The sequence below is a fragment of the Nostoc sp. NMS2 genome (genome assembly GCF_017115105.1).
GTDB lineage: Bacteria > Cyanobacteriota > Cyanobacteriia > Cyanobacteriales > Nostocaceae > Nostoc.
Window position 1 is genome coordinate 23354 of record NZ_JABXKH010000114.1, and the last position, 25555, is coordinate 48908.

The following is a 25555-nucleotide window of genomic DNA, read 5'->3' on the forward strand; positions in this document are numbered from 1 at the left end:
CTTCTTCCCTATTTCCCATTCCCTACTCCCTAATCCTTAGTCCCCATTGCTTTCTCCAAGGACACTGCTACTACTACGTTTTGGCTATTTACCATTGCTGTAATTGTTGGTTCAGTCCAGCGTGCTAACCAAGCAGGTTGAATGCCGAAAATCACAATCAGCACTCCTAAAATTGCAGCTGGGGCGCGATCGCTCCAATACACCCGTGGTAAGTTAGTAACTTGGGCAGACAAGCGGCCAAAAAAGGCGCGGTCGAGGAGTATTAGGAAGTAAACCGCAGTTAAACCGGTACCAAGCATTGATAGTAGGGTTTGCACTGGAAAAACTGGGAAGCTGCCCCGAAAAATGATGAATTCGGAAATAAACCCGACCATTCCTGGTATCCCAGCGCTGGCCATAACTCCTAAAACCATAAGGCTACCAATTACGGGCATACCCCGTTCTGGGTTCAGCAATCCTTGGAGAACATCTAAATTTCGGCTTCCGGCTTTTTTATACACAACCCCTACCAGCAAAAACAGCATTGCGGAAATCAAGCCGTGGCTAATCATCTGCATGACAGCACCTAACACGCTTAATGGTGTCGCCGCCGCCGTCGCTAACAGCACATAGCCCATGTGTCCAATGGAACTGTATGCTACCATTTTTTTCATATCGGTTTGAGCGATCGCGCAGGATGCACCATACAATACACTCACCACTGCCCAAGTCGCTAACCAAGGAGCCACATAAGCCCAAGCTTCTGGTAACAAGTTCATACCAAACCGCAGTAAGCCGTAAGTTCCTAACTTCAACAATACCCCAGCCAATAGAACCGAAATAGGTGTAGAAGCTTCAACGTGAGCATCTGGCAACCAAGTATGAAAGGGAACTAAGGGAATTTTAATCCCGAAACCGATCAAAATCCCCGCTAGCAGTAAAAGCTGTGTCGCTAAAGGTAAAGTCGTAGCGTTTAAGGTGGCAAGTGCAAAGTTAGAGGAACCACTCAGCCAAACCATGCCGAGGAAACTTGCTAAAATTAAGATTCCCGAAACGGCAGTATAAATAAGAAATTTTGTAGCCGCATAACCCCGCTTTTCCCCACCCCAAATAGCTATCAACAGATATAGCGGAATTAGTTCCAATTCGTAAAATAGGAAAAATAACAGTAAATCCTGTGCCAGAAATGCTCCAGTTACCCCAGCGCTTAATAATAGTACCAAAGAGTAATAAAATTTAGGACGCTGTAGAGATTCATCGCTGCTGTAGATGGCAATAGAAGTTAACAGTCCATTCAAAGCCAGCAGTGGCAAAGATAAACCATCGATTCCAAGGTTATAGTTTAAGCCTAAGACATCTATCCAGGGGACAGATTCAGCAAATTGTTGAGTGATTTCCCCAGGATGGAACTGAATTGCTAGTACGATTGTCCACAAGAAAGCAATAATTGCAAAAACCAAAGCCACCCCACGGGCAAATTTCCCATTGATACCAGAGGGCGAGAAACCAATTAAAGCTGCACCGATTAACGGCACTAGAATTAAAACACTAAGCATAAGCAGGTATGGAGTGGGGGAGATGAGGGAGATGGGGGAGATGGGGGAGTGGGGAGTGGGGAGTGGGGGAGATGAGGGAGATGGGGGAGATGAGGTAGAGAATAACTAATGACAAATGACAAATGACAAATGACCAATGACAAACATCTTTAAAAAGGCAATTTATCTAATAAACCCGATGACCAGCTGATGAAAAAACCCAGGATGCTGACAACTGCGAGGATGGTCAACATATAGCCCTGAGATTGCCCAGAAATGCTGTACTTTAAAGTTTGTCCGCCAAAGATTGTTGCAAACCCAACTAAGTTTACTAGACCATCAACTAAATAGCGATCACTCCAAGCAGAAATTTTAGATAGCAGTGCGACTGCACTCACCACCGTTACCCGATAAACTCGGTCAATATAAAAATCATAACCTAATAAGTCTTGCACAAATCTCCACGCCAAAAACCTGGATCTTGACCAAGCTTTGTGCAGATAAACTGTAGACCCGACAACTACTCCCAGCACGGTAGAAGTAAACAACGCTAATGCTACTAACCAATTAACACTTTCCCAATCTGGTAGTAAGTACCATTGCTGTAGCATCAAAGGTAAAAGTAGAGTCAAGACTGTGAGAGTCACCATCGGGAAGGCCATTTGCCAAGCGACTTCTGGTGTGCGTCGGGTCTTTTGTTGCGGTTTCCCCCAGAAGACTAATCTGAATACTCTAGTTAAGTTCAATGTTGTCAAGCCATTGACCAATAATAAAACCCCAATTACCCAAGGGCTAATATTCACGAAACCGTCAGCCCATGCTAGCATTGCCCAGAAGCCTCCCAGTGGTAACACTGTTACCATGCCCGCCGAACCGACAATAAAGGCGGTGGTTGTGGCTGGCATCCGTGACCACAGTCCGCCCATTTCTGTTAGGTCTTGGCTTTGGGTGGTTAAGATGACTGAACCGGAACTCATAAATAATAATGCTTTTGCGATCGCATGAGTTAACAGCAACATCAAGCCTACACCCCCTTGTTGTAATCCCACTGCTAAAAACACTAACCCCATGTATGCACTGGTGGAATGAGATAGCGATCGCTTAATGTCAATTTGAGCTATAGATACTAATGTCGCCCCAATAGCTGTCACCGTACCCATGATTACCAAAGCATTCAAGGCAACTGGCGACAGTGCTAACAATGGTTGAAATTTATACAGTAAATAAGCGCCACCAGCTACTACCAGCGAGTTTCGCATTACCGAAGCAGGATTGGGCCCTTCCATCGCCTCATCTAACCACAGGTGCAGTGGAAATTGGGCGCATTTCCCAGCCGGCCCAGCAATTAATGCCAAACCCAGCAAAGTTGATGTCACTGGGCTTAAATTAGCTGTTTGTGCCCACTCATACAAATCCGAAAAGTTCAAACTACCAGCTAAGGTGGAAAGTGTCACCACAGCCATCAGCAGCAACAAGTCTCCTACCCGTTTAGTCCAAAACGCATCTCGCGCCGCCGTCACTACTAGCGGTTGAGCATACCAAAATCCCACCAGCAAGTAAGTCGAAAGCGTCAGAACTTCCAAAAGGGTATAGCTGAGAAACAAAGAATCACTGATTGCTAGACCAGTCAACGCTGCTTCAAAAAATCCTAGCAGTGCAAAAAAACGCGCCAGCGACCAGTCTTTTTCCATGTAACCCAGAGCATAAACTTGTGCCAGAAAACTTAAACCTGTAATTAAAACTGTCGCCCCAATACTGACTGCTGAAAGTTCCAAGGTAAACGATAAGTCTAAATCAGCAGCTTTGAACCACGGCACCAGTAACTTTTCTGGTTCTCTATCCCAGATATTTTTAAATACAAACAGACTATGGACAAAAGCCACAATAGTTGTCAACAAGTTTATGTATGCCGCAGGTCTTGGCCCGGTTCGCTGAATTATTCCTATTCCCCAGGGCAGCGTCAAAATTGCGCCTAATAAGCTATATAAAGGCACAAACCAACTTGTTGAAAATAGAATTTGATCCATTTAAATTTACCTTGATGATTCAGCCTTTATTTTAAAAAATCTTTCAGACAATTATTTTTTAAAAAAATTAATTTAGTGAAATATCAACATTTTTTTACTATTGTTTAAACTAAATTATCCAAAGTATTTTTACTTTACTTTTCCCTACTAAACTTCTATAAAATATAACTTTACATACGCAAAAGCATTTACTTGCCTTAACCTCACCTCTGTTTTTACATTTGTATTTCTACTTTGAGCAGACTAATTTATACGATATATTTGAAAAGATTATATACTTTTCAAATATATCGTTGTACATACAGAGAAATCTGAGGAAAGATAGATACAGCAAAAGATACAGCCGCCGCTCCTCCCTCGTCAGATAGAATTAGCCTTGGTTATGAATGTCGTATTGTAAATGTAATAAAGAAATTATAAAGCATAAGTGGCTGCTCAAGTAATTCAGTAAACTTTAATTGCTCAGAAGCCTAGATAAATTTTTGTTAAGTTTTTTAAAACTTTCTTATCATAAACTATTATAGTAATTTATATTGCCAGGAACGCCAAGCTTTCCTATGCTTAATTTGGAAGTGTTTTCTTAGCTATAAGATCAGGCTCTCCCCGTCAAAAAATTCAGACGACAGTACAGATTGCATTAATTTTGTAGGAGTTCTGCGATGCCAATTGCAGTTGGAATGATTGAAACGAAGGGCTTTCCAGCAGTAGTGGAAGCTGCTGATGCGATGGTGAAAGCCGCCCGTGTCACCTTAGTAGGGTATGAAAAAATTGGTAGCGCTCGCGTCACCGTGATAGTTCGGGGAGATGTATCGGAAGTGCAAGCTTCCGTAGCTGCTGGGGTTGAAGCGGCAAAAAGAGTATTTGGTGGTGAGGTATTATCTACTCACATCATTGCTCGTCCTCACGAGAACCTGGAATACGTGTTGCCGATTCGTTACACCGAAGCTGTGGAACAGTTCCGTACCTAAAAGCTCTTTAAACAAAGTAATTAACGCTCTTTGCCTTTTTGAGCATCACTTTTGTCCAAGCTAAAAACTTTAAATAGGGATTAAAACTAATGTCAATTGCAGTGGGAATGGTTGAAACGCTGGGCTTTCCAGCAGTAGTGGAAGCTGCTGATGCGATGGTGAAAGCTGCTCGTGTGACTCTAGTCGGCTATGAAAAAATCGGCAGTGGTCGAGTTACAGTCATTGTCCGGGGTGACGTTTCGGAAGTGCAAGCTTCCGTAGCTGCGGGTGTTGAATCAGTGAAGCGAGTCAACGGTGGACAAGTACTGTCTACTCACATCATTGCTCGTCCTCATGAAAACTTGGAATACGTCCTACCAATTCGTTATACAGAAGACGTAGAGCAATTCCGGGAAAATGTGAACGCAATTCGTCCTTTCGGTAGAAGACCGTAATTTGTAATGCAAGTCGCCAAAGTTCGCGGCACAGTAGTTAGCACCCAAAAAGATCCAAGTCTGAGAGGTGTGAAACTACTGTTGTTACAATTTGTAGATGAAGACGGAAATATCCTCCCACAATATGAGGTAGCAGCAGATAGTGTGGGAGCAGGTGTAGATGAGTGGGTACTTGTCAGTCGTGGCAGTGTTGCTCGTCAAGTTATTGGCAACGAACAGCGACCACTAGATGCAGTGGTAGTGGCGATCATAGATACAATTTATGTTGAAGATCGCATGATTTACAGCAAAAAAGATCAATATCGATAGTCATTTTGTCATTGGTCATTGGTCATTGGTCATTAGTGGATAACAAAGGACAAATGACAACGGACAAATGACAAATGACAATATAGGAGGAATCTCGCAATGGCAGTCCGCAGCACGGCAGCACCCCCAACTCCGTGGTCAAGGAATTTAGCTGAACCCGAAATCCATCAAACTGCTTTTGTACATTCATTCTCCAATCTGATTGGGGATGTACGAATAGGTGCAAATGTAATCGTTGCTCCGGGGACTACGATTAGAGCGGATGAAGGTACACCTTTTTATCTTGGTGAAAACACTAATATTCAAGATGGTGTTGTCATTCATGGGTTAGAGCAAGGCCGAGTAATTGGCGATGACCAGGAGAAATACTCGGTATGGGTAGGTAAAAATACTTGCATTACCCACATGGCTCTAATTCACGGGCCAGTTTATGTAGGGGATAATTCCTTCATTGGCTTTCGCTCAACGGTGTTTAATGCCAGGGTGGGTGCAGGTTGCATCGTGATGATGCACGCTTTGATTCAAGACGTAGAAATTCCCCCAGGTAAATATGTACCTTCGGGAGCGATAATTACTAGCCAGCAGCAAGCCGATCGCTTGTCAGATGTGCAAGATCAAGATAAAGAATTTGCTCATCATGTGGTTGGGATTAATCAGGCGCTACGAGCTGGTTATCTTTGTGCTGCGGATAGCAAATGTATAGCACCCATTCGGGATGAGAACGCTAAATCTTATACAGGTAATGGTATTACTGTCTTAGAGTTGGAAAGGAGTAGTGAAGTGGCGAGCAATAGTTTGGGTGCAGAAACAATAGAGCAGTTACGCTATCTATTGGAACAAGGGTATAAGATTGGTACAGAACACGTAGATAAAAGACGGTTCCGCACGGGTTCTTGGACTAGCTGCCAACCAATCGAACCCAGATCCCTCGGTGAAGCGATCGCAGCATTAGAGAGCTGTGTAAGAGATCATAGCGGCGAGTATGTCCGCCTATTTGGGATTGACAAAGGTAGACGACGGGTATTAGAAAACATCATTCAACGCCCAGATGGTGATGCTAAACCAGTTACCAGCTTTAAAGCTCCTAATACTAGTCATAGCAATGGCAGCTACAGCAGCAGTAATGGTAACGGTAGCGGCTCTAGCAGTGGCAAAATCAATGGCGAAACTCTAGACCAAATCCGCCAACTTTTGGCAGGTGGTTACAAGATTGGTATGGAACACGTAGATGAGCGCCGCTTCCGTACTGGTTCTTGGACTAGTTGCAAGCCAGTTGATGCAACTTCTACAAATCAAGTAATCTCCGCTTTAGAAGAATGTATATCAAACCATCCAGGTGAGTATGTACGTTTAATCGGCATTGATACCAAAGCCAAACGGCGGGTATTAGAAACCATTATTCAACGTCCAAATGGTCAAGTAGCCACCTCTGGTAGTCAGAAATCATCATTTACTAGCAGCAGTGGATCTGGGAGTGCTACGGCAACAGCTACCAGTACCCGGTTGAGTACTGAAGTAGTAGACCAACTGCGGCAATTATTGGCTGGCGGCTATAAAATTAGCCTTGAACACGTAGACCAACGACGGTTCCGTACTGGTTCGTGGACTAGTACTGGTCAAATTCCAGCCTCCTCAGAAAGAGAAGCGATCGCCGCCGTAGAAGGACACCTTGGCGAATACCAAGGGGAATATGTGCGCTTAATTGGTATTGAACCCAAAGCCAAGCGTCGGGTATTAGAAACGATTATTCAAAGACCATAGTGGGGAATGGGGAATGGGGCATTGGGCATTGGGAATTGGGCATGAAGAAGAGATAAGGGGGACAAGCAAGAGGGGGGAGACAAGGGAGAGACTTGTTCAATAATTCCCCCTTGTCCCCCTTGTCCCCCTGCCTCTCCTGCCTCCCCTGCTCCCCCTGCTCCCCCTGCTCCCCTGCTCCTTCATCCCCACTCCGGCTTCCGAGGTTAAAATTTCCATGTCTGTGCTGTCACTGCGCCTCAGCAATAACTTTGATTCTTACATTAGTGGTGAGGTGACTATTCATCCAAGCGCAGTACTTGCACCTGGGGTGATCCTCCAAGCGGCTGAAAACAGCAAGATCATCATTGGGCCAGGGGTCTGTATTGGCATGGGAGCAATTCTCCAAGTTCATGAAGGAACCATAGAGGTAGAAGCAGGGGCAAACCTGGGAGCCGGTTTTTTGATGGTTGGCAAGGGCAAAATTGGAGCAAATGCTTGCATTGGTTCAGCAACAACAGTTTTTAACTATTCAGTTGAACCTGCACAAGTAGTTCCACCTGGATCGATTTTGGGAGATACCAGTCGGCAAATTGCTCAAACAAATCAGCCGGAACCATCCACGAATCACCCCACGGCTGCAAGTGCGCCACCGGAGAAGGAAGAGGAAAATGGCTCAGGGGAAGTTAAAGAAAAGGTAGTTTCTTCAACTAACTTCTCAGCTGCGGCTTTTGTGGATTTTAAACAAAATAAGTCGATTTCTTATTTTAAATCTCCCGCCACTCCAGAAAGCCAGCCTCCTGCCGTGGAAGAACCAGCCAAGGATGCTGAACTCCCCTTGCAGGAACCCACCCAAGAGTCTACAAAACATGACTCAGACCCCAATCAGCTAACTACAGAATCCCCTAACGGTTTCGGGACTCAAATTTATGGACAAGGGAGCATAAGCAGACTGTTGACTACATTGTTTCCCCATAGACAATCCTTGAGCGACCCAAACTCTGACGATTAGTCCGAGTAAGTGTTAATTGTAAGTTGTCGGCTTTGTGATTATCTGGGAAAGTTCAAATGGAAACATCTAATCAACCGTCTATGAATACCATCCAGGGAGCGAGTCATCGAGAAACCTTTCAGGACACTGCTTTGGGCTTAGTTTCTACCCGCAGCTTTCCTGCAATAGTTGGGACGGCGGATATGATGCTGAAATCAGCAGGAGTTCACCTAGTTGGGTATGAAAAAATTGGTAGCGGCCATTGTACTGCGATCGTCCGGGGTGGCATTGCTGACGTGCGTCTGGCTGTAGAATCGGGTGTGCAAACGGCTGAACAGTTTGGTCAGTTAGTTTCTAGCTTAGTAATTCCCCGACCTTATCCTAATTTAGATATAGTACTTCCGATCACAACCCGTTTTACTAAATTGATGGAGGAGGGCAATTCTAGCCGTCTGAGTAATCAAGCAATTGGTTTGGTCGAAACGCGAGGATTTCCAGCGATGGTAGGCGCGTGTGATGCCATGCTCAAAGCTGCTGATGTTCATTTAGCAGCTTATGAAAAAATTGGTGCGGGTTTGTGTACAGCCATTATTCGTGGTTCCGTAGCAAATGTAGCGGTAGCTGTGGAAGCGGGAATGTTTGAGGCAGAACGCATTGGGGAATTAAATGCAGTGATGGTAATTCCCCGTCCGCTAGACGAAATGGAGCTAACCTTGCCGTTAGCAAGATGCTGGATAGAAACACAGCAGCCTTTAAACTTGCCAGTGAATATTAAAGAACAAGTTGCCGAAATTGAGGTACTAAGATTACCAGATTTAACTAAGCTACCTACAAAAATTGCAGAAGTTGCCGAAGAATTATGGAATGATGAATGATGATAGATGAATTTGGGAAAATCATCATTCATCGGGAATAAGTGGAAGGAATCTTACGCTTTTCTTGTTGTTCTGATAATAGCTTCTTAAATCCATAAATAAAATACCTTTATTTATATAGAAATAATAGAGTTCTATCTATGATTAGACTCATAACTTTCTATGAGCATCGCCATACCATTTGCAACTGTTCAGTAATACTAGTTTTATATCGATGAATAGCTATATACAGGAGAATAACCTTTGAAGCAAGCGACGCTGCACCAGTTAAAGGTATTCGAGGCGGCGGCACGACACAGTAGCTTTACTCGCGCTGCTGAGGAATTGTTTCTCACTCAACCTACCGTTTCTATGCAAATTAAGCAACTCACAAAATCGGTAGGGTTGCCATTATTTGAGCAAGTGGGGAAGCGGTTGTATCTCACCGAGGCAGGACGAGAATTATTTGCCACTTGTCGGCAGATTTTTGAAAATATAGCCCAGTATGAAATGAAGGTGGCAGATTTAAAAGGGCTAAAACAGGGACAATTACGTTTAGCAGTGATTACAACAGCAAAATATTTTATCCCACGTTTGTTGGGGCCATTTTGCGAACTTTATCCAGGGATTGATATCTCTCTGCAAGTAACGAATCACGAACAAATTTTGGAACGGATGAGTCAGAATCTGGACGACTTATATATTATGAGTCAAGTTCCAGATAATATGGATGTGACTTGCGAAGCATTTTTAGAAAATCCTTTGATAGTCTTTGCACCAATTAATCATCCGTTATCCAAGGAAAAAAATATTCCGATCCAACGCCTGTCTAACCAACCTTTTATTATGCGAGAACCGGGTTCAGGAACTCGTCGTGCCGTCCAAAGCCTATTTGAAGAACAAGGGGTGACAGTAAAAGTCAAGCTGGAATTGGGAAGTAACGAAGCAATTAAACAAGCGATCGCAGGTGGTTTAGGAATTTCGGTTTTATCTCGTCATACTTTACTATTAGACGCTTCAGATTTTAGTATTTTAGATGTCCAACACTTTCCAATTCAGCGAAATTGGTACATGGTTTACCCCGCAGGTAAGCAGCTATCTATCGTCGCTCGTGCCTATTATGACTATCTCCTGGCTGCTGCAAGGAATTTTGTAGATCAAAACACTAATACCACTTCTAGTACACTTGAACCAATTAACGGGTAATTACGAATTACGTTCGCGTTCGCGTAGCGTCTCGTAGAGAAGCGGGGCGTAGCCCATTACGAATTACGAATTACGAATTACGAATTACCCCAAGGGGTTGACTGTTAGACCGGGAAACATTGACAATTAACCAGCAGAATCAATTAAAAATGGGGGAAAACTGGCAATGGTTAACCCGGAAATACCATCTTGGCGCAAAACAGTACAAAGCGAGATTGTAGCTGTAACAGTGTATGCTGACAGAGCATTGGTTACACGACGGGGTGTAGTTGATTTAACAGGAATTGAACAGGAATTAGTAATTACCTCAGTGCCAGAGACTCTAGAAACTGAGTCTGTCAGGGTTAGCGGTACAGGGACAGTGGCAGTGCGTTTGATGGGAGTGAGTAGCGATCGCATTTACACCACTGAACCGGCGACAGAGCGAGTCGCACATTTGACAAGGCAAATTGAGCAGTTAGAAGCAGAAAAACGCCACCTGCAAGCCCAAGTGGATGCTTTAGTATTACAGTCTAGTTTTATCGCCGGGTTACGTGAAAAAACAGAAGAACCCTTTGCCCAAAGCTTGTCTCGGAAAAATCTTAGCCTGAGTGAAACTTTAGATTTTTTGAACTTTCTCGGAAGCCAGTATAGTGAATATGCGATCGCATCTGGAGAGTGCAAAACCCAACAGCAGGAATTAGACAAAGAACTGCAAGCACTCCGCGCCTCATTACAAAAAATCCAAACACCCCATCCCAGAGAGAGTTTGAGCATAGTTATAGGAGTTGAAGTTGCAGGTGAAGGTAAATTTGAATTAGAGCTATCCTACCTAGTAAATCGCGCCAGTTGGACTCCGCTTTATGACTTGCGCTTTGACACTACCGGCGATATTGTGCATCTGGGCTACCTTGCAGAAATCACTCAAAGCAGTGGTGAAGATTGGATTGGTGCAAATCTCACCCTTTCTACCGCTAAACCAGGATTAGGTACTCTCCCACCTAAACTTGAACCCTGGTATATTGATGCGCCACGTCCACAAATGTTACGACAACGAAAATTTGCTGCCCAGCCGCCACTGCTGCCTAGCATAGCAGAACCGCCTGCTTCTGCTGCCAGAACCGATTGGCAAGCAGAAGGCGAAGTTGCAGAGGATGATCTTATCCCAGCAGAAATCGTTACAGCAGAAGTATCTAAAGAAGGGAGTGTAGTTACCTTTAAATTGAATAGTGGCGGTAACATTCCCAGTGATGGCGCACCCCATAAAACGACAATTTTCAACGATGATTATCCTTGTAACTTTGATTATGTGGCAATGCCGCGTTTGGTAAGTTTTGCTTATCTGCAAGCAAATGTGAAAAATAATCCCAATGGTGCGACTTTGTTACCAGGGAAAGCGAATATTTTCCGCAACAATGTTTTTATCGGGACAACTCAATTAGAGAATATTGCACCAGGGCAAGAATTCAAACTGAATTTAGGGATTGATGAAGGTTTGAAAATTGAGCGCGATTTAATTGAACGCCTTGTAGATAAAAGATTAATTAGCAACCAGCGCCGGATTACTTATAGTTATCGCTTGATAATTACTAACTTACTTGACAAAGAAGTAAATCTGAAAGTAACTGAACAATTACCAGTTAGCCGCAACGAGCAAATTAAAGTTCGCCTCAGCCGTAGCAACCCACAAATTCAACTGGGTGAAATGGGGATTTTAGAATGGTTGTTAACTCTTCCACCACTGGAAAAAAGAGAGATATATTACCAGTTTAATGTTGAACATCCGCCTGATTTAATGGTTGTTGGGTTAGATATTTAAACAACATCACTAACGTGGCTTAACCCCTGAACCAATTAGCAATCTTCTTACGCCCACATCTCCAAATCCGGCACGACAACAATAGTTATTAGATAAAGCTTATGAATACGCCTAAAATTTTTGCTGATTTTCATAATGCTGATAATCAGGGTCGCTTACGTCTAAACTGTATTGGCACAGTTGAAGACCTAGCTCGTCAGAACATTGAATTGCAAGACGGAAAATTGCTCACATTGTACAGTGAGGATTTAGAAGTAGAGGGAGTGGTACAGTATTCCACTGAAGAAAAGTTATGGGTTGCTACGATTGATTGGAATGCAATTAAGCAAATGGATGACCTTGCAATTCAGGCAAAATATTAAATGTGTTAGTGTGGCATAGTCAACAACTGCACCGCAATGATTGGTCAAAATAATTCGTAATTGATAGTTCGTAATTCGTAGTTGTAATAAGTTCAGGATTGTACCCAACACTTGATTATTGACCACCAAATAGGAGATTTTGATGGTTGCTCTATCCCCTTTAATTACGAATTACGAATTACGAATTAGTAATTATTTGTCAATGTGTCAGATAAGTTGCAAAACCCATCTGCGAAGTATAATTAACAGAATATCGGTCAGAAGCGATCGCCTTGGCGTAAATCCTTAATTGAGACTTGGTTGTGAGGTTGTCATCAAAGCAGCGATCGCCTAGCTGCAAAACTGCGAGAATTAAATATAGATCCAGATGCTATTTAGCTTCCACACCTAAAGTACCTAGATACTCGCCGCCATGTCTATCGCCCAAGATTTAGAAACCCCGAAAGATGTTATATTTCCCCCAGGGGATTTATATAGTGACGAACCGCCTTTGGAAACTGACTTACATCGGCTACAAATGACTCTGCTAATTCAATGCTTAGAGTGGTTGTGGCGAAATCGCAACGACTTTTATGCATCGGGTAATCTCACTATCTACTACAGTCCACGCCAACGTAAATCAGAGAACTTCCGGGGGCCAGATTTTTTTGTGGTATTGGGGACTGAACGCAAACCGCGTAAAAGTTGGGTTGTCTGGGAAGAAGATGGCAAATATCCTAATCTAATTATAGAAATTCTCTCAGATAGCACAGGCGATACTGACAAGGGACTAAAAAAACAAATTTACCAAGATATTTTTCGCACACCAGATTATTTCTGGTTTGACCCAGAAACGTTAGAATTTGCAGGGTTCCATTTACTTGATGGTAAATATCAACCTTTAGAACCAAATTCTCAAGGCTGGTTGTGGAGTCAACAACTAGGTTTATATTTAGGTGTTTATCAAGAAAAGTTGCGCTTCTTTACTCCTGGTGGAGAGCTAATTTCGACACCACAAGAAGCTGTACAACAAGAGAAACAACGCAGCGATCGCTTGGCAGCAAAACTGCGAGAATTAAATATAGATCCAGATACTATTTAAGCTCCTCGCTGTCTTGCTTGTGCCTATTAACACCAATGCTATGGATCTTCAGGAAAAACCCATTTTGGCGGTTCCGTCATTTTTTTCCGCAGACGTTCTTGTGCCAATTCCAACATTTTGTCTAGGGGAGTATCTTCAATAAATTTTGCGGTTGCCTCTCTATACTCGATGTTGGGGCATTTATCCCCTAAAACACACCCGTTAACACAGGCTACAGCGCAGTTAATTTTTTGCTCCACAGTAAATTCCTCTCTTTAAAACTTATGAGTTATTAAGTTGTGAGTTCTAATATTCACCCCTAACTCTTTACTCTCAGGCATTATCCTCTAGGTAAATTTTACCTTGCCAGTTGCTATCCTATTAGTCTAAATACTAGCCCTTTCAAGGTGGGTAAAAATATAGCTCAAAAAATCCCCTTTTCATTTCTTACCTCTGTGTTCTCTGCGTCTCTGTGGTTAAATAAATTACTTTTAACCGCAGAGGCACAGAGAGCGCTGAGAAAAAACAATCTTATTTTACGAGTCACCTTGAAAGGGCTAGTCTAAATACTTACCATTTAGAAAAATATGAGTTATGAGTTATGATTTTTACTCCTAAACTCTCATAAAGGGCGCTCATGTCAGAAGTCTTTGCCACTACTGGAACTATAGCTGCGATCGCAACTGCTGTTGTCCCCCAACAGGGTAGTGTTGGTATTGTGCGGGTGTCGGGTTCTGAAGCAATGGCTCTAGCCCAAACTCTCTTTCACGCACCAGGGCGGCAAGTTTGGGAAAGTCACCGGATTCTCTACGGTTATATTCGTCATCCCCAGACGCGACAGTTGATAGATGAAGCCCTATTGCTGATTATGAAAGCACCCCGTTCTTACACTCGTGAAGATGTAGTGGAATTCCATTGCCACGGGGGGATAATGGCAGTGCAGCAGGTATTACAACTGTGTTTAGAAAATGGTGCTAGACTAGCCCAACCCGGAGAATTTACTCTCCGCGCCTTTTTGAATGGGCGATTGGATTTAACTCAAGCCGAAGGTATTGCTGATTTAGTGGGAGCTAAATCGCCTCAAGCTGCCCAAACTGCCTTAGCTGGTTTACAGGGAAAATTAGCTCATCCAATCCGTCAGTTACGCGCCAACTGTTTAGATATTTTGGCAGAAATCGAAGCTAGAATCGATTTTGAGGAAGACTTACCTCCGTTGGATGATAAAGTCATAATATCAGAAATCGAGAAAATTGCCGCCGAAATAACGAGGTTATTGGCAACGAAAGACAAAGGTGAATTGCTCCGCACAGGTTTAAAAGTGGCAATTGTTGGGCGGCCAAACGTGGGTAAATCGAGCTTATTGAACGCTTGGAGCCGGAGCGATCGCGCGATCGTCACAGACTTACCTGGTACAACCCGCGATGTGGTGGAATCTCAGCTAGTTGTCGGGGGAATTCCCGTACAAGTGCTAGATACAGCAGGGATTCGGGAAACAACAGACCAAGTGGAAAAAATTGGTGTCGAGCGATCGCGCCGTGCAGCCAATGCAGCTGATTTAGTTTTGCTTACCATCGACGCTTCAGCAGGTTGGACAGAAGGCGATCGAGAAATTTACGAACAGGTACAACACCGTCCGTTAATTTTAGTTATTAACAAAATCGACTTAGTAGAAGAAAGGGAAAGAATAACTCTTCAATCCAAAATCCAAAACCCAAAATCTAAAATTGTCACAGCAGCATCTAAAAATCAAGGTATTGATACTTTAGAAACAGCAATTTTAGAGCTAGTTAAAGCAGAAAAAATCCAAGCTGCTGATATGGATTTAGCCATTAATCAAAGGCAAGCAGCAGCATTAACCCAAGCTAAAATATCCTTGGAACAAGTACAAGCAACAATTGCCCAGCAACTCCCCCTTGATTTTTGGACAATTGACTTACGCGGTGCAATTCAAGCACTAGGAGAGATTACTGGAGAAGAAGTCACAGAATCAGTTTTGGATAAGATTTTTAGTAAATTTTGTATTGGTAAATAAAGAGTATAGGACTTACGCACACTCTACGAATTCTTGGCGTTCTTGGCGTCTTGGCGGTATGCCTCCGGCACGCTACGCGAACGATAAATTAAGCTTTTTGGCAATTTTTGCGTAAGTCCTGGAGTAGATTGCCAAAAGCGAAATGCAACCCACATTTATACTAATCTTTGTGAAATTTTACTGTTATTCAACTTAACCTGCAATTGATAACTAAATGTACATCTCAATTCGCCAAGCAACTATACAAGATACGGTGACAGTCTCAAATGTGTTGTTAGAAGCAGCTTTATGGCTCCAAGAGCGTGGTGTACCTCTGTGGCGTGATAGTGAGGTTTCGCCAGAAAATATCTCTGAAGATGTTGCCAACGGCTTGTTTTTTATTGCTGAATTGGCAGGTGAACCAGCTGGTACAATCAAGTTTCAGCTTGAGGATTTACTTTTCTGGCCTGACATTTCTCAGGAAGAGTCAGCATTTGTACATCGTCTTGCTATTCGGCGACATTATTCTGGTGGTAAAGTCTCTTCAGCACTGCTGGCTTGGGCTGTTGAACACGCACAAACATTTGGTAAACGTTATTTACGTCTAGATTGCGATGCTTCGCGTCCGCGCTTGAGAGCAGTATATGAAAACTTTGGTTTTCGTCATCACAGCGATAGACAAGTTGGTACTTATTTCGTCTCTCGCTACGAATATGAAATACCTCCACAAGTGATCTAAATTGACATGTCTTTTATCGGTGAAATTAATCCTGTGAATACATTGATTGTGGGAGCAAGCCAAGGTATTGGTTTAGGTTTTGTGAAAAAATTGCTAAAAGATGACAGAATAGCCAAAGTTTATGCAACTTATCGCCAACTGGAATCAGCCACCGATTTAATAGCTCTTGCAGACGAACATTCTGAACGATTAATCTGTTTGGAGATGGATATTACTGACGAGTTGCAGATTGTTGAAACTATTCAAAAAATACGTAATCAAGTTGACAAACTACATTTGGTAGTCAACTGTGTAGGGCTTTTGCATGAAGATACTTTGCAACCAGAAAAAAGCTTAAGACAGATCAATTCAGAAAATTTGCTGCGCTACTTTCAGATAAATAGTATTGGTGCTGTCTTGCTGGCTAAACATCTATTGCCTCTATTTCGTCATGGAGAACGCAGCGTGTTCGCTAGTATTTCTGCTAAATTGGGCAGTATTAGCGATAACAAACTTGGTGGATGGTATGGCTATCGCGCTTCTAAAGCAGCACTCAATATGTTGATGCGAACTGCGGCAATTGAGTATAAAAGAAGTTGTCCAAAAGCATTAATAGTGACATTGCATCCTGGTACAACTGATACGCGCCTTTCTCGTCCTTTCCAGGGAAATGTATCTGCGGAAAAGTTGTTTTCAGTGGAACGCACCGTTACTCAATTATTGACTGTCATCGAACAGCTTCAAGAAGGCGATAGTGGACAATTTTTCTCGTGGGATGGAAGCAGATTGCCTTGGTAACTGCGTTACGCTGGTGCTAGTAAAATGTAACCAAAGCCTATGAAGTTTTTTGTGCCAGCAGCCAAGGATGATATCAAAGCAGAGCAGGTGTATAGTGCTTTTGCTCGGTCTGTCAAAGCAACAATAACCGAAAAGCGTATTTGGAAGTTACAGTGGCGCGATCGCGAAATTGATATGGAATGCGAGGTAGGTAAACCCTTACCATCCTCTTATCAAACGGGGAAAGAGCTAGTTATGGCAATCTTTGAGTGTGAAAACCTTTATAAAATTTGTACTCTTACCCGTGGAGGAGTAAAGGGAGAACCTATCTTGGTTGGCAAAAACTCTGTATCCTCAGCAACGTATTTTTCAGATAACTGACTCTGTATTTTAATATGCGATCGCTCTAGTAATGTAGTAGATAAAATCAGCACACCCTAATTGTCAAGGTATGACTAATATTCAGATTTCCTTAGCTGAGTCGATGAAAGTCTTTGTCGAAGAACAAGTAGCTAAAGGCGGTTATAGTTCAGCCAGTGAATATCTTCAAGAGCTAATCTTTCAAGACCAACAGCGCAAAGGTCAAGAAGAAAAACACGCTCAGTTGATAGCGAAGCTTCAGACACAAGATCAACTGAATAATGAGGAGTTTGAACTAATTGCAGATAACTTAGCTGACGAATTTACGCTATGTGTTAAGTCAAATTTACCAGTGCTGTCAGATTATGCTGTGACTCGTGAGAGTATTTACGAGGATCATCCTTAACAGTGGTATACCTCATAGATACTAATATTCTACTGCGTTTTGTTGATCGCACTCACCCACTACACCTAATAATACGAACTGCGATCCGAAAACTGCGACGCGGATGTAATCGAAGATTTGACTCGACGGTTGATAGAAAGAAAGTTGTAGTTAGGATACTAAGAACTAGGAAACTGTAACTCACCGCTTCCCCGTCCTAAGTGCGCTGTCTGGGGTGGTAAGTGTCGCTCCAACCAATCTGCCAAATCGGCCATTACCTCTCGATAATTGAGGTCACGCTGAATTTCATGATAGGCTCCTGGATACTCAATTCTTAGCTTATCTGTGCAGTTTACCCGTTGATAAAAGATATCACTCCCCGCAGGTAAAGCCACTCGGTCTGCGTCACCGTGGAGAATCAATAATGGTAATTGCCAATCACCTGCGTGAGCATTAATCCAATCAACTGTTGCAAAGAATTCTGTAGCTAGACGGGCAGTCGCAAGGGTATGTCGCAGTGTATCTTGAGTGTATGCGGCTAAAACCTGCGGATCTCGTGAACCAGCACTGAGATCAATACCTGTATTTAAGGTGAAACGCGGCCACACTCGTGAGAGCATTTTTCCTAAAAGCACCCGAATCGGTGGAACTCCAACTTTCCCCAAGGTTGGCGCAAGAGCGATCGCACCTTGCAAAACTGATGCTTGTTGGGGACAGCGTAGAATATAATCTAAGACAATCGCCCCACCTAAACTATGACCCAAAAGAAAAATTGGGCAGCCAGGATTCTGAGTCTGAATTAACTGTAAAAAGGCTCCTAAATCTTCTCGAAACTCACTCCAAGCGTTGATATAGCCTTGCTGACCTTGTGAACGTCCATGACCACGCAAGTCTAAGCCATAGACGGCATATTGCTTGGGTATCAAATGCTGAACTATATTACTGAAGCGATCGCTGTGCGCTCCCAGTCCATGCACAATGGCTAATATTGCCCGTACTTTACCCTCTGGATGCCAGCTTTGGTAATACAGGTTAAGTTCTCCAACACCTTGAAATCTGCCTTCTTTATGAAATACGATGCGATCGCGATCGTCAATCATCTGGTTAATTTTTTAAGTATCTTCCCAGCAAGTTACTAAGATGTCAACCCCTTCCCTACAGCACGCTACGCGAACGAGGAATTCAAAAAAGTCTCGTAGAGAGTGTCATTACGAATTACGAATTACGAATTACGAATTACGAATTACAAATTATTTCCCCTGCCACATCTGCCGTAACGACTGAAAAATCTTTACAAATCTCTCTTCTAGCCAGAGCATAGCATAATCAACCCATTCCAGAAGTTGCTCTAAAGGATGCTTCTCATAGCCTGTTGAAGTTGCTTTGATTTCTATCCAGTCTGGCTGCGCCTCAACTTGACTACTTTGATGAAACTGCCGTTGCAAAATTTCCCCTTTACGACTCTCGCGTTTAGTTTGGGAAATGTTGGCTTGGGTTTGTTTTGCAGAGGCAACTTTTCCAGATATTTTTCGGCTTGAGGCAAGATTACTAGTTGCTTGTTTCCTTTGCACCAAACCAGATCCGATTTTAGGTTGTTTTATAGTTAAATTCTTTTGTGGAAAATGCCTTACTGATAAACTTGCCGCTAAAGCAGGATTTTTTACTTGAGAATGTGTAACTGAATTTTCAGTAACAGTTTCAGTGTCTCCAAATAAATCATTCCATGTTAGCCAAGGATCAACAGCTAAATCCTGGTTCTCCAAAAGAGGGCTTTTAGACAAGGCTTTTCTAAAGCGTGATGAGAATAGTTTACCTGGTAATTGCTCATCACTATTTGTTGGTTCAAGTGTTTTTCTATTACCAACACCAAAAAAGTAATTAAGCGCCGCCTCAATCAAAGCATTAATATTCAGTGTATGAGTTTCTAAACCATCAGCAGTGGTTGCAATTTCTCCTCTAGCCGCTAATTGCTCTTTGCCATAAAGAAATATATTTAACTGAGTTTGGGCAACTTGAACAATTTCCTGGCTACGTTCTTGCACAGGTACTAAAGCATTTGACTCCAACTTAGCAACAGCTATATCTAGAAATGCTAATAATCTTTCAGTATTAAGTAAATCTTTTGATATGCCCTCAGCCAAAGCTGGAATTTTGGTTGTATTTTCGTCTGTGAGTTTTGCTAATAAACGGTCAATTTGTGGTAACAGCTCCGTTTCTTTTTTAGCTATAATCAACCGCCAAGACTGCCAGTAATTAGCAACTTCATTAATAATTCGCTCTTCTAACCTTGCCTGCTGCTGGGGTGTCAAAATATCTAGAATTTCATTTTCGGTAGTAACAAGTACTAAACTCCGATTTATCAAATTTGTGGCAATTCCCCGCACTGCTGGAAGATGCTGTTTTAGAGCGTTATCTAACTGTAAGGGTTTGATAATCTCCGCTTTATTCTCTGTAATACTTGAATATTGTATAAAACTAACGTTATTTGTCGAGCTTTTATCAACAAACTTCAGCCGAAAAAATCCCAAGAAAGCCAAGGGATTGAAATGTTCAGATGTTTTCGTTGGAGTGGAGGCGGCTTCATCTGATAATAGATAATTTACTGCTTCTAGTACTTCTTGAATAGGACTATCAGCATTTGGAATTTCAGGCTGGAAATCGGTATCATTTGGTTGTAACTTTAGTCTAGTTGGTGGTTCTTTGGTCTGTAGCGTTTTCCCAGATGATTCAGATGACTGAAACAGTAGATACACTGGGTAAAGTAGTGCCTCCACACCCCACTTAGTGGCAACTTGCAAATGCCGGAAGGTGTGTTCCCACTGTTGTGTCACCCGCCGAGATTGCTGGTGGACAAAGTTAAACAGTCTGCTTTGATAACGACCAGAGGAACCAGAAGACATAGTAGTAATTTTTTAGTTCAAGTCTTGTTAAGTTGTGAGACTCGCGCCAAACACTAAAAACAACCAACACCTCATATTAGCGAATATATGACCCCGACTGTCTCTCAATCTCATACCAAAATCATCTCACAAGCAATTGAGCAACTGCGCTCTTTTTGTCAAGTTAATCTTCAGTCTAGCTGGCTATACCAGGAATCTGACCTGATTATTACTGATGTTGTCGCTGCTGATTTGTCTCATTGGCAACCTGTTCAGTTGAATGCTAAAGAACATATCGCTTGGATGGGAGGGAAAAAAGTACTCTGGCTAGTGCAAAGGTTGGTAGTGCCCCAAGATTTACAGGGTTATCCTTTAGCTGGGTTATCTTTGCGGCTGGCGCTGGTTTGGTGGGCAGATTCTGCTGAGATTTATGTGAATGGGGAGTTAGTACTAGAGGGTGATTTATTTGATTGTTCGCCGAGAGTGCTTTTGAGTCAGGGGGTGAAGCCAGGGGAAGAGTTGATTGTGGCTTTACGGTTAGTGAGTCCGGGACATTGTGATGGTGCTTTAGTGCGATCGCTCCTAGTTTATGAGTCTACTGTTGATAATAATCCCGATCCGGGTTTTGTGGCTGATGAATTAGCTGTGGTGCAACTTTATTTGGAAAGGTTCGCGCCGGAGAAGTTGGATGTTTTGGTGCAGGTGGTGGGGGAGATTACGAACCGCCAAGACGCCAAGGACGCCAAGGAAGAGTTAGTAAGGTCGTTACGGCAAAATTTAATTCAATCCAAAATCCAAAATCTAAAATCTAAAATCTATTTATTGGGTCATGCTCATTTAGATTTAGCATGGTTATGGCCTGTGAGTGAAACTTGGAATGCGGCGCAAAATACTTTTGAGTCGGTTCTGAAGTTGCAAGAGGATTTTCCTGAGTTAATTTTCTGTCATTCGACTCCCGCACTTTACGCTTGGATTGAAGAACATCGCCCGGATTTATTTCAGGCGATTCAAGCACAGGTAGCTGCTGGACGTTGGGAAGTTGTCGGCGGAATGTGGGTGGAACCGGAACTCAATCTAATTGCTGGTGAATCAATAGTCCGTCAGCTATTGTATGGTCAACGATACATCCAGGAAAAGTTTGGCCAGCTATCAACTATGGTGTGGGTTCCAGATACTTTTGGTTTCTGTGCAACTTTACCGCAGTTTTTCGCTAATGCCAGAATTGAGTATTTTGTCACCCAGAAGTTGCGGTGGAATGATACTACTAAATTTGATTATGGGGCTTTTTGGTGGCGATCGCCAGATGGCAGTGAAGTCTTTAGTTTGATGTCTGCACCTATCGGTGAAAGTATTGACCCAGTTAAAATGGCATCCTACGCTCTAGAATGGCAATCCCAAACTGGTTTATCACAATCTCTCTGGCTTCCCGGTGTCGGCGACCACGGCGGCGGTCCCACCCGTGATATGTTAGAAACCGCCCAACGCTGGCAAAAGTCGCCTTTCTTCCCAGATTTAGAATTCACGACAGCTGAAAAATATTTACAACAAATTGTAGAGACGCGATTCATCGCGTCTGTCAGTAATTATGATTCTCCCCCTGCTTCCCCCTCCCCCTCATTCCCCTCATTCCCCATCTGGAATGACGAACTATACTTAGAATTCCATCGCGGTTGCTACACCACCCACGCAGATCAAAAACGCTGGAATCGTCGTTGTGAAAATTTATTGTATGAAGCTGAACTATTTGCTACCTTAGCAACCATAAGCTGTGGTGTGACATACCCGAAAGCAGAAATCGAAGCAGCTTGGAAGCAGGTTTTATTTCAACAATTTCACGATATTTTACCTGGTTCTTCAATTACCCAAGTTTACACAGATGCCTTACCCCAGTGGCAGCAAGTGGAACAAGTCGGAACGAAGATATTACAGAAATCACTTTTAGCGATCGCATCTCACATTATCCTATCAGAACCACCAAAACCCAACAGTTTGCCTATTTTCGTTTTCAATTCTCTCAATTGGCAGCGTTCTGAGGTAGTCTATATAGCCTTACCCACACCACAGAAATGGCACATTTACGATACTTCTGGAAAGCAGCTTGTCTCCCAATTATCTGAACCATCAACCCTACTATTTCTCGCCACCGAAATTCCACCCGTAGGTTACCGCATATTTTGGCTTTCCCCCTCATCCCCCTCATCCCCCCCATCCCCCCCATCCCCCCCATCCCCCCCATCCCCCCCACTCCTCCCAGACTGGATTTTAGAAAATGAATTCTTGCGGGTTGTCATAGATCCTGATACTGGAGATTTATCAAGTGTTTTTGATAAAACTTATCAACGAGAACTTTTGAGTGGTGCGGGAAATCAACTACAAGCTTTTAAAGATAGCGGTCAATATTGGGATGCTTGGAATATAGACCCCAATTATGCCCAACATCCCTTACCCTCAACAAATCTTCAATCTATTCAGTGGCTAGAACAAGGGCCAGTGCAAAGTCGTGTGCGCGTGGTGCGTCAGTTGGGTGAATCGGAATTTTGCCAAGACTATATTTTGCAAGCTGGTTCACCTCTACTGAAGATAGCTACTACCGTCAATTGGCAAGAAAATCATGTATTGGTGAAAGCTGCTTTTCCTCTCAATATCGAAGCAGACTTTGCTACTTATGAAATTCCCTGTGGCGCGATTCGCCGCCCAACTAAACCGCAAACTCCCGCAGAAGAGGCAAAATGGGAAGTCCCCGCTTTGCGTTGGGCTGATTTGACAGGAGAAACACAAGAGGGTATTCACGGAGTTAGTTTGCTGAATGATTGTAAATACGGTTACGACGGCAAACCAAATCAACTGCGCCTAACACTGCTACGCAGTCCTAATTGGCCAGACTCAGAGGCTGATAAAGGTTTTCACGAGTTTACATATACTTTGTATCCTCATGCTGGTAGCTGGGAATCAGCCCATACAGTACGGCGTGGCTATGAATTGAATATACCGTTGCAAGTGATATTAAATCCACTCAGCACTCACAACGGGCTAAATGCCCCGCTAACACAATCCAGTGCTATTAAAGGGGTGAGTTTCCTAGATTTATCAGCTGAAAATTTAATCTTGATGGCGTTGAAGCCATCTGAAGATGATTCACAGCAGTTAATTCTGCGGTGTTATGAATGTCACGGAGAAACAGCCGAGTTATCTTTGCAAAGTAATTTAGGGTTAAATCTAGGAGATACAGTAGATTTGTTAGAGCGTTCCTCTACTACTGAATTCTCATCTCAGCAACAAATCTTAACAATACAGCCTTGGAAAATCGCCAGTTTCAAGGTAATACCAGCGATTAATTCCAGGCTGGAGTGAGCCACTATTGCTCTGTCAATTTTCCACAGACCAATGACCAATGACAAATGACCAATGATTTAATCTTCGTGGTCGTCAAACGGATCGTTCAATTCCTTACTAGGAGGGCCAAAAGAGGTATAAATTGAAATTCCGGTGATGGCAACCACCACGGCGGCCATAGAAATGCTAAGAACTATTGCGGGTTCCATAATTGAGGGATAGATGATGAGTGCTATTCTTATAGAATATTACAGAAGATTAAAAAAAGCTTTGGCAAGTAATATTAGGTGAACTATGGCACAAAGAACTAGGTTGGGAGATATCCTGAAACCACTTAATTCTGAGTATGGAAAAGTGGCTCCAGGTTGGGGTACTACCCCTGTGATGGCTGTTTTTATGGCGCTATTTTTTGTGTTTCTGCTGATTATTCTACAACTTTACAATAGATCGCTGTTGGTTCAGGATGTAGTAGTCGATTGGCGGAGTTTAGGACGCTAACAGATACACCGCTATCAAGTTTGGATAACAAGTTAAGTTACACCCGGTTCTTCCGGGTTTTTTTGTCAATGGTCAGTGCATACTAACTATTGAGTAGACTACATAATATATGAGTTTCTGTAGTGGTTCTATAGTTTACAGGAGACAAAAATGAATATATTTGGTATCGGTCTGCCGGAAATGGCTGTAATTATGGTAGTGGCACTTTTAATCTTTGGCCCAAAGAAGCTGCCTGAGATTGGCCGGAGTGTGGGCAAAACAATTCGTAGTTTCCAAGAAGCTTCTAAGGAGTTTCAAACCGAGTTTCAAAAAGAAGCAGAACAGTTAGAAGAAGCTGTAAAGACTACTGCTGAATTGGAACCTAAGCAAATCCACCCTGCTAAATCTGAGCAGGATACCGCTAGTTCTTCCCAACCTAGTTAGGAGAGTGCTGCATATCAATTGATTTTAGGCAAAATGACAGAAGCCGTTACGCAACCAGCTTTGGTGATTCCCCAGCTAATTGTCGGACTGGGGAATCCAGAAAGCAAGTACGACCACACACGCCATAATATCGGCTTTGCTGCTGTAGAGGCCCTCGCCCGTTCTTGGCGCATTTCCTTAGCAGAAAACCGCAAGTTTCAGGGTGAGTATGGCGAGGGTATGGCCCCAGATGGAGGTAAGATTCGCTTGCTAAAGCCGTTAACTTATATGAATCGCTCAGGACAGTCAATTCAAGCGGTGACAAGTTGGTATAAATTGCCGCCTGAGTCAGTGCTGATAATTTACGACGATATGGATTTGCCCTTGGGAAAAACTCGGCTGCGCTTATCTGGTTCGGCTGGGGGACATAACGGTATGAAAAGTGCTATCGCACATCTTAGTACCCAAAACTTTCCCCGTTTGCGAATCGGTATTGGTAAACCCAAAGGTGCAGCTAATAACGATGATTCTGATGCTGTCTCCCATGTACTGGGGCGATTTTCTGCCGCCGAAAATCAGCAGATGTTTCTTGTACTTCAGTTCGTAGTTGAGTGTATTGAACTCAGTCTCAAGCAGGGAGTAGAAAAGGCAATGAATGTTTGTAATAGCCGCACCATTAATAATAATTCTGAGTCTTAGGGGTAAGTTTGGTAAAGGGACTTCCAAATAAAAAAAATAACGCCGTGTGCAACTTTCTCTCAAACCTAACCCCTAACCCCTTCCCTACAGGAGCATCCCAATGCAAGCTTAAATCTTTTCCCTCACCCCCAGCCCCTCTCCCAAACATGGGAGAGGGGAGACATAACTCTAGTTCCCCAGATGTAATAGTTTTGTCTTTAATAGCAGCATAAGTTTGCAATACTCGCATTCTT

At 43.0% G+C, this 25555-nt stretch carries 26 protein-coding genes; 19 read left to right on the forward strand and 7 right to left on the reverse strand.

Annotated elements, in window-relative coordinates; all coding sequences use genetic code 11:
- Window positions 1-29: 29 nt before the first annotated feature.
- Entirely contained in the window at window positions 30-1535 is a 1506-nt protein-coding gene (locus HWQ36_RS20690) for an NADH-quinone oxidoreductase subunit M (protein WP_292705873.1), read from the reverse strand.
- 149 nt (window positions 1536-1684) lie between these two features.
- Window positions 1685-3541: an NAD(P)H-quinone oxidoreductase subunit F gene (locus tag HWQ36_RS20695; protein ID WP_292705876.1), complete on the reverse strand. Its 1857-nt coding sequence runs from the start codon at window positions 3539-3541 to the stop codon at window positions 1685-1687.
- Between the two features lie 659 nt (window positions 3542-4200).
- Between HWQ36_RS20695 and HWQ36_RS20700 the strand changes: the two genes are divergently transcribed.
- The 9 genes from HWQ36_RS20700 to HWQ36_RS20740 all read left to right on the forward strand — a co-directional run bounded on the left by HWQ36_RS20700 (window position 4201) and on the right by HWQ36_RS20740 (window position 12200).
- Window positions 4201-4509, forward strand: coding sequence for a carbon dioxide-concentrating mechanism protein CcmK (locus HWQ36_RS20700; protein WP_012410633.1), 309 nt, complete (start codon window positions 4201-4203; stop codon window positions 4507-4509).
- An 89-nt stretch (window positions 4510-4598) separates the two neighbouring features.
- Window positions 4599-4943, forward strand: a complete 345-nt coding sequence (locus HWQ36_RS20705; protein WP_010995041.1) for a carbon dioxide-concentrating mechanism protein CcmK — start codon at window positions 4599-4601, stop codon at window positions 4941-4943.
- A 6-nt stretch (window positions 4944-4949) separates the two neighbouring features.
- Complete coding sequence (locus HWQ36_RS20710) at window positions 4950-5252, forward strand: EutN/CcmL family microcompartment protein (RefSeq protein WP_012410634.1); 303 nt, start codon at window positions 4950-4952, stop codon at window positions 5250-5252.
- Between the two features lie 99 nt (window positions 5253-5351).
- Window positions 5352-7013: a ribulose bisphosphate carboxylase small subunit gene (locus HWQ36_RS20715; RefSeq protein WP_292705937.1), complete on the forward strand. Its 1662-nt coding sequence runs from the start codon at window positions 5352-5354 to the stop codon at window positions 7011-7013.
- Between the two features lie 214 nt (window positions 7014-7227).
- Window positions 7228-8001 carry a transferase gene (locus HWQ36_RS20720; RefSeq protein ID WP_292705941.1) on the forward strand — a complete coding sequence of 258 codons (774 nt, stop codon included), beginning with the start codon at window positions 7228-7230 and terminating at the stop codon, window positions 7999-8001.
- Window positions 8002-8057: 56 nt separating this feature from the next.
- Entirely contained in the window at window positions 8058-8855 is a 798-nt protein-coding gene (locus HWQ36_RS20725) for a BMC domain-containing protein (RefSeq protein ID WP_292705944.1), read from the forward strand.
- Between the two features lie 243 nt (window positions 8856-9098).
- Window positions 9099-10040: a LysR family transcriptional regulator gene (locus HWQ36_RS20730; RefSeq protein ID WP_292705947.1), complete on the forward strand. Its 942-nt coding sequence runs from the start codon at window positions 9099-9101 to the stop codon at window positions 10038-10040.
- Window positions 10041-10206: 166 nt separating this feature from the next.
- The gene (locus HWQ36_RS20735; protein ID WP_292705950.1) at window positions 10207-11838 is read left to right on the forward strand and encodes a mucoidy inhibitor MuiA family protein; all 1632 of its coding nucleotides are present in this window, start codon (window positions 10207-10209) and stop codon (window positions 11836-11838) included.
- Between the two features lie 101 nt (window positions 11839-11939).
- The gene (locus tag HWQ36_RS20740) at window positions 11940-12200 is read left to right on the forward strand and encodes a hypothetical protein (RefSeq protein ID WP_292705952.1); all 261 of its coding nucleotides are present in this window, start codon (window positions 11940-11942) and stop codon (window positions 12198-12200) included.
- A 199-nt stretch (window positions 12201-12399) separates the two neighbouring features.
- Here the strand turns inward: HWQ36_RS20740 and HWQ36_RS20745 are convergent, their stop codons facing one another.
- Entirely contained in the window at window positions 12400-12540 is a 141-nt protein-coding gene (locus HWQ36_RS20745; protein ID WP_292705954.1) for a hypothetical protein, read from the reverse strand.
- 72 nt (window positions 12541-12612) lie between these two features.
- Between HWQ36_RS20745 and HWQ36_RS20750 the strand changes: the two genes are divergently transcribed.
- Complete coding sequence (locus HWQ36_RS20750) at window positions 12613-13281, forward strand: Uma2 family endonuclease (protein ID WP_292705957.1); 669 nt, start codon at window positions 12613-12615, stop codon at window positions 13279-13281.
- A gap of 38 nt (window positions 13282-13319) precedes the next feature.
- Here HWQ36_RS20750 and HWQ36_RS20755 read toward each other — a convergent pair whose 3' ends face one another.
- A complete protein-coding gene (locus HWQ36_RS20755; protein WP_292705960.1) occupies window positions 13320-13520 on the reverse strand; it encodes a hypothetical protein in 201 nt (66 codons plus the stop codon).
- Between the two features lie 377 nt (window positions 13521-13897).
- Between HWQ36_RS20755 and mnmE the strand changes: the two genes are divergently transcribed.
- From mnmE to HWQ36_RS20780, 5 genes are all read left to right on the forward strand, one after another.
- Entirely contained in the window at window positions 13898-15292 is a 1395-nt protein-coding gene (mnmE, locus tag HWQ36_RS20760) for a tRNA uridine-5-carboxymethylaminomethyl(34) synthesis GTPase MnmE (RefSeq protein WP_292705963.1), read from the forward strand.
- A gap of 214 nt (window positions 15293-15506) precedes the next feature.
- Window positions 15507-16010, forward strand: coding sequence for a GNAT family N-acetyltransferase (locus HWQ36_RS20765; protein WP_292705965.1), 504 nt, complete (start codon window positions 15507-15509; stop codon window positions 16008-16010).
- Between the two features lie 6 nt (window positions 16011-16016).
- Window positions 16017-16787, forward strand: coding sequence for an SDR family NAD(P)-dependent oxidoreductase (locus HWQ36_RS20770; protein WP_292705968.1), 771 nt, complete (start codon window positions 16017-16019; stop codon window positions 16785-16787).
- 39 nt (window positions 16788-16826) lie between these two features.
- The gene (locus HWQ36_RS20775; protein WP_292705970.1) at window positions 16827-17147 is read left to right on the forward strand and encodes a hypothetical protein; all 321 of its coding nucleotides are present in this window, start codon (window positions 16827-16829) and stop codon (window positions 17145-17147) included.
- Window positions 17148-17217: 70 nt separating this feature from the next.
- Window positions 17218-17532 (forward strand): hypothetical protein, encoded by a 315-nt coding sequence (locus HWQ36_RS20780; RefSeq protein ID WP_292705972.1) that lies wholly within the window; start codon window positions 17218-17220, stop codon window positions 17530-17532.
- Between the two features lie 158 nt (window positions 17533-17690).
- On the opposite strand, the gene HWQ36_RS20785 is transcribed toward HWQ36_RS20780, so the two are convergent.
- Together HWQ36_RS20785 and HWQ36_RS20790 are read right to left on the reverse strand one after the other, a co-directional pair.
- On the reverse strand, window positions 17691-18611 hold the full coding sequence (locus HWQ36_RS20785) for an alpha/beta hydrolase (protein WP_292705974.1): 921 nt from the start codon (window positions 18609-18611) through the stop codon (window positions 17691-17693).
- Between the two features lie 150 nt (window positions 18612-18761).
- Window positions 18762-20411 carry a hypothetical protein gene (locus tag HWQ36_RS20790; RefSeq protein ID WP_292705976.1) on the reverse strand — a complete coding sequence of 550 codons (1650 nt, stop codon included), beginning with the start codon at window positions 20409-20411 and terminating at the stop codon, window positions 18762-18764.
- 87 nt (window positions 20412-20498) lie between these two features.
- Between HWQ36_RS20790 and HWQ36_RS20795 the strand changes: the two genes are divergently transcribed.
- A complete protein-coding gene (locus HWQ36_RS20795) occupies window positions 20499-23741 on the forward strand; it encodes an alpha-mannosidase (protein WP_292705977.1) in 3243 nt (1080 codons plus the stop codon).
- A gap of 59 nt (window positions 23742-23800) precedes the next feature.
- Here HWQ36_RS20795 and psbN read toward each other — a convergent pair whose 3' ends face one another.
- Window positions 23801-23932: a photosystem II reaction center protein PsbN gene (gene psbN / locus HWQ36_RS20800; RefSeq protein WP_012410654.1), complete on the reverse strand. Its 132-nt coding sequence runs from the start codon at window positions 23930-23932 to the stop codon at window positions 23801-23803.
- Between the two features lie 85 nt (window positions 23933-24017).
- Here psbN and psbH point away from each other — a divergent pair, with 85 nt between their 5' ends.
- From psbH to pth, 3 genes are all read left to right on the forward strand, one after another.
- Window positions 24018-24221 (forward strand): photosystem II reaction center protein PsbH, encoded by a 204-nt coding sequence (gene psbH / locus HWQ36_RS20805; RefSeq protein WP_292705982.1) that lies wholly within the window; start codon window positions 24018-24020, stop codon window positions 24219-24221.
- A 150-nt stretch (window positions 24222-24371) separates the two neighbouring features.
- Window positions 24372-24644 carry a TatA/E family twin arginine-targeting protein translocase gene (locus HWQ36_RS20810; RefSeq protein WP_292705985.1) on the forward strand — a complete coding sequence of 91 codons (273 nt, stop codon included), beginning with the start codon at window positions 24372-24374 and terminating at the stop codon, window positions 24642-24644.
- A gap of 33 nt (window positions 24645-24677) precedes the next feature.
- Window positions 24678-25322: an aminoacyl-tRNA hydrolase gene (gene pth, locus HWQ36_RS20815; RefSeq protein WP_292705987.1), complete on the forward strand. Its 645-nt coding sequence runs from the start codon at window positions 24678-24680 to the stop codon at window positions 25320-25322.
- The last annotated feature ends 233 nt before the right edge of the window (window positions 25323-25555 follow it).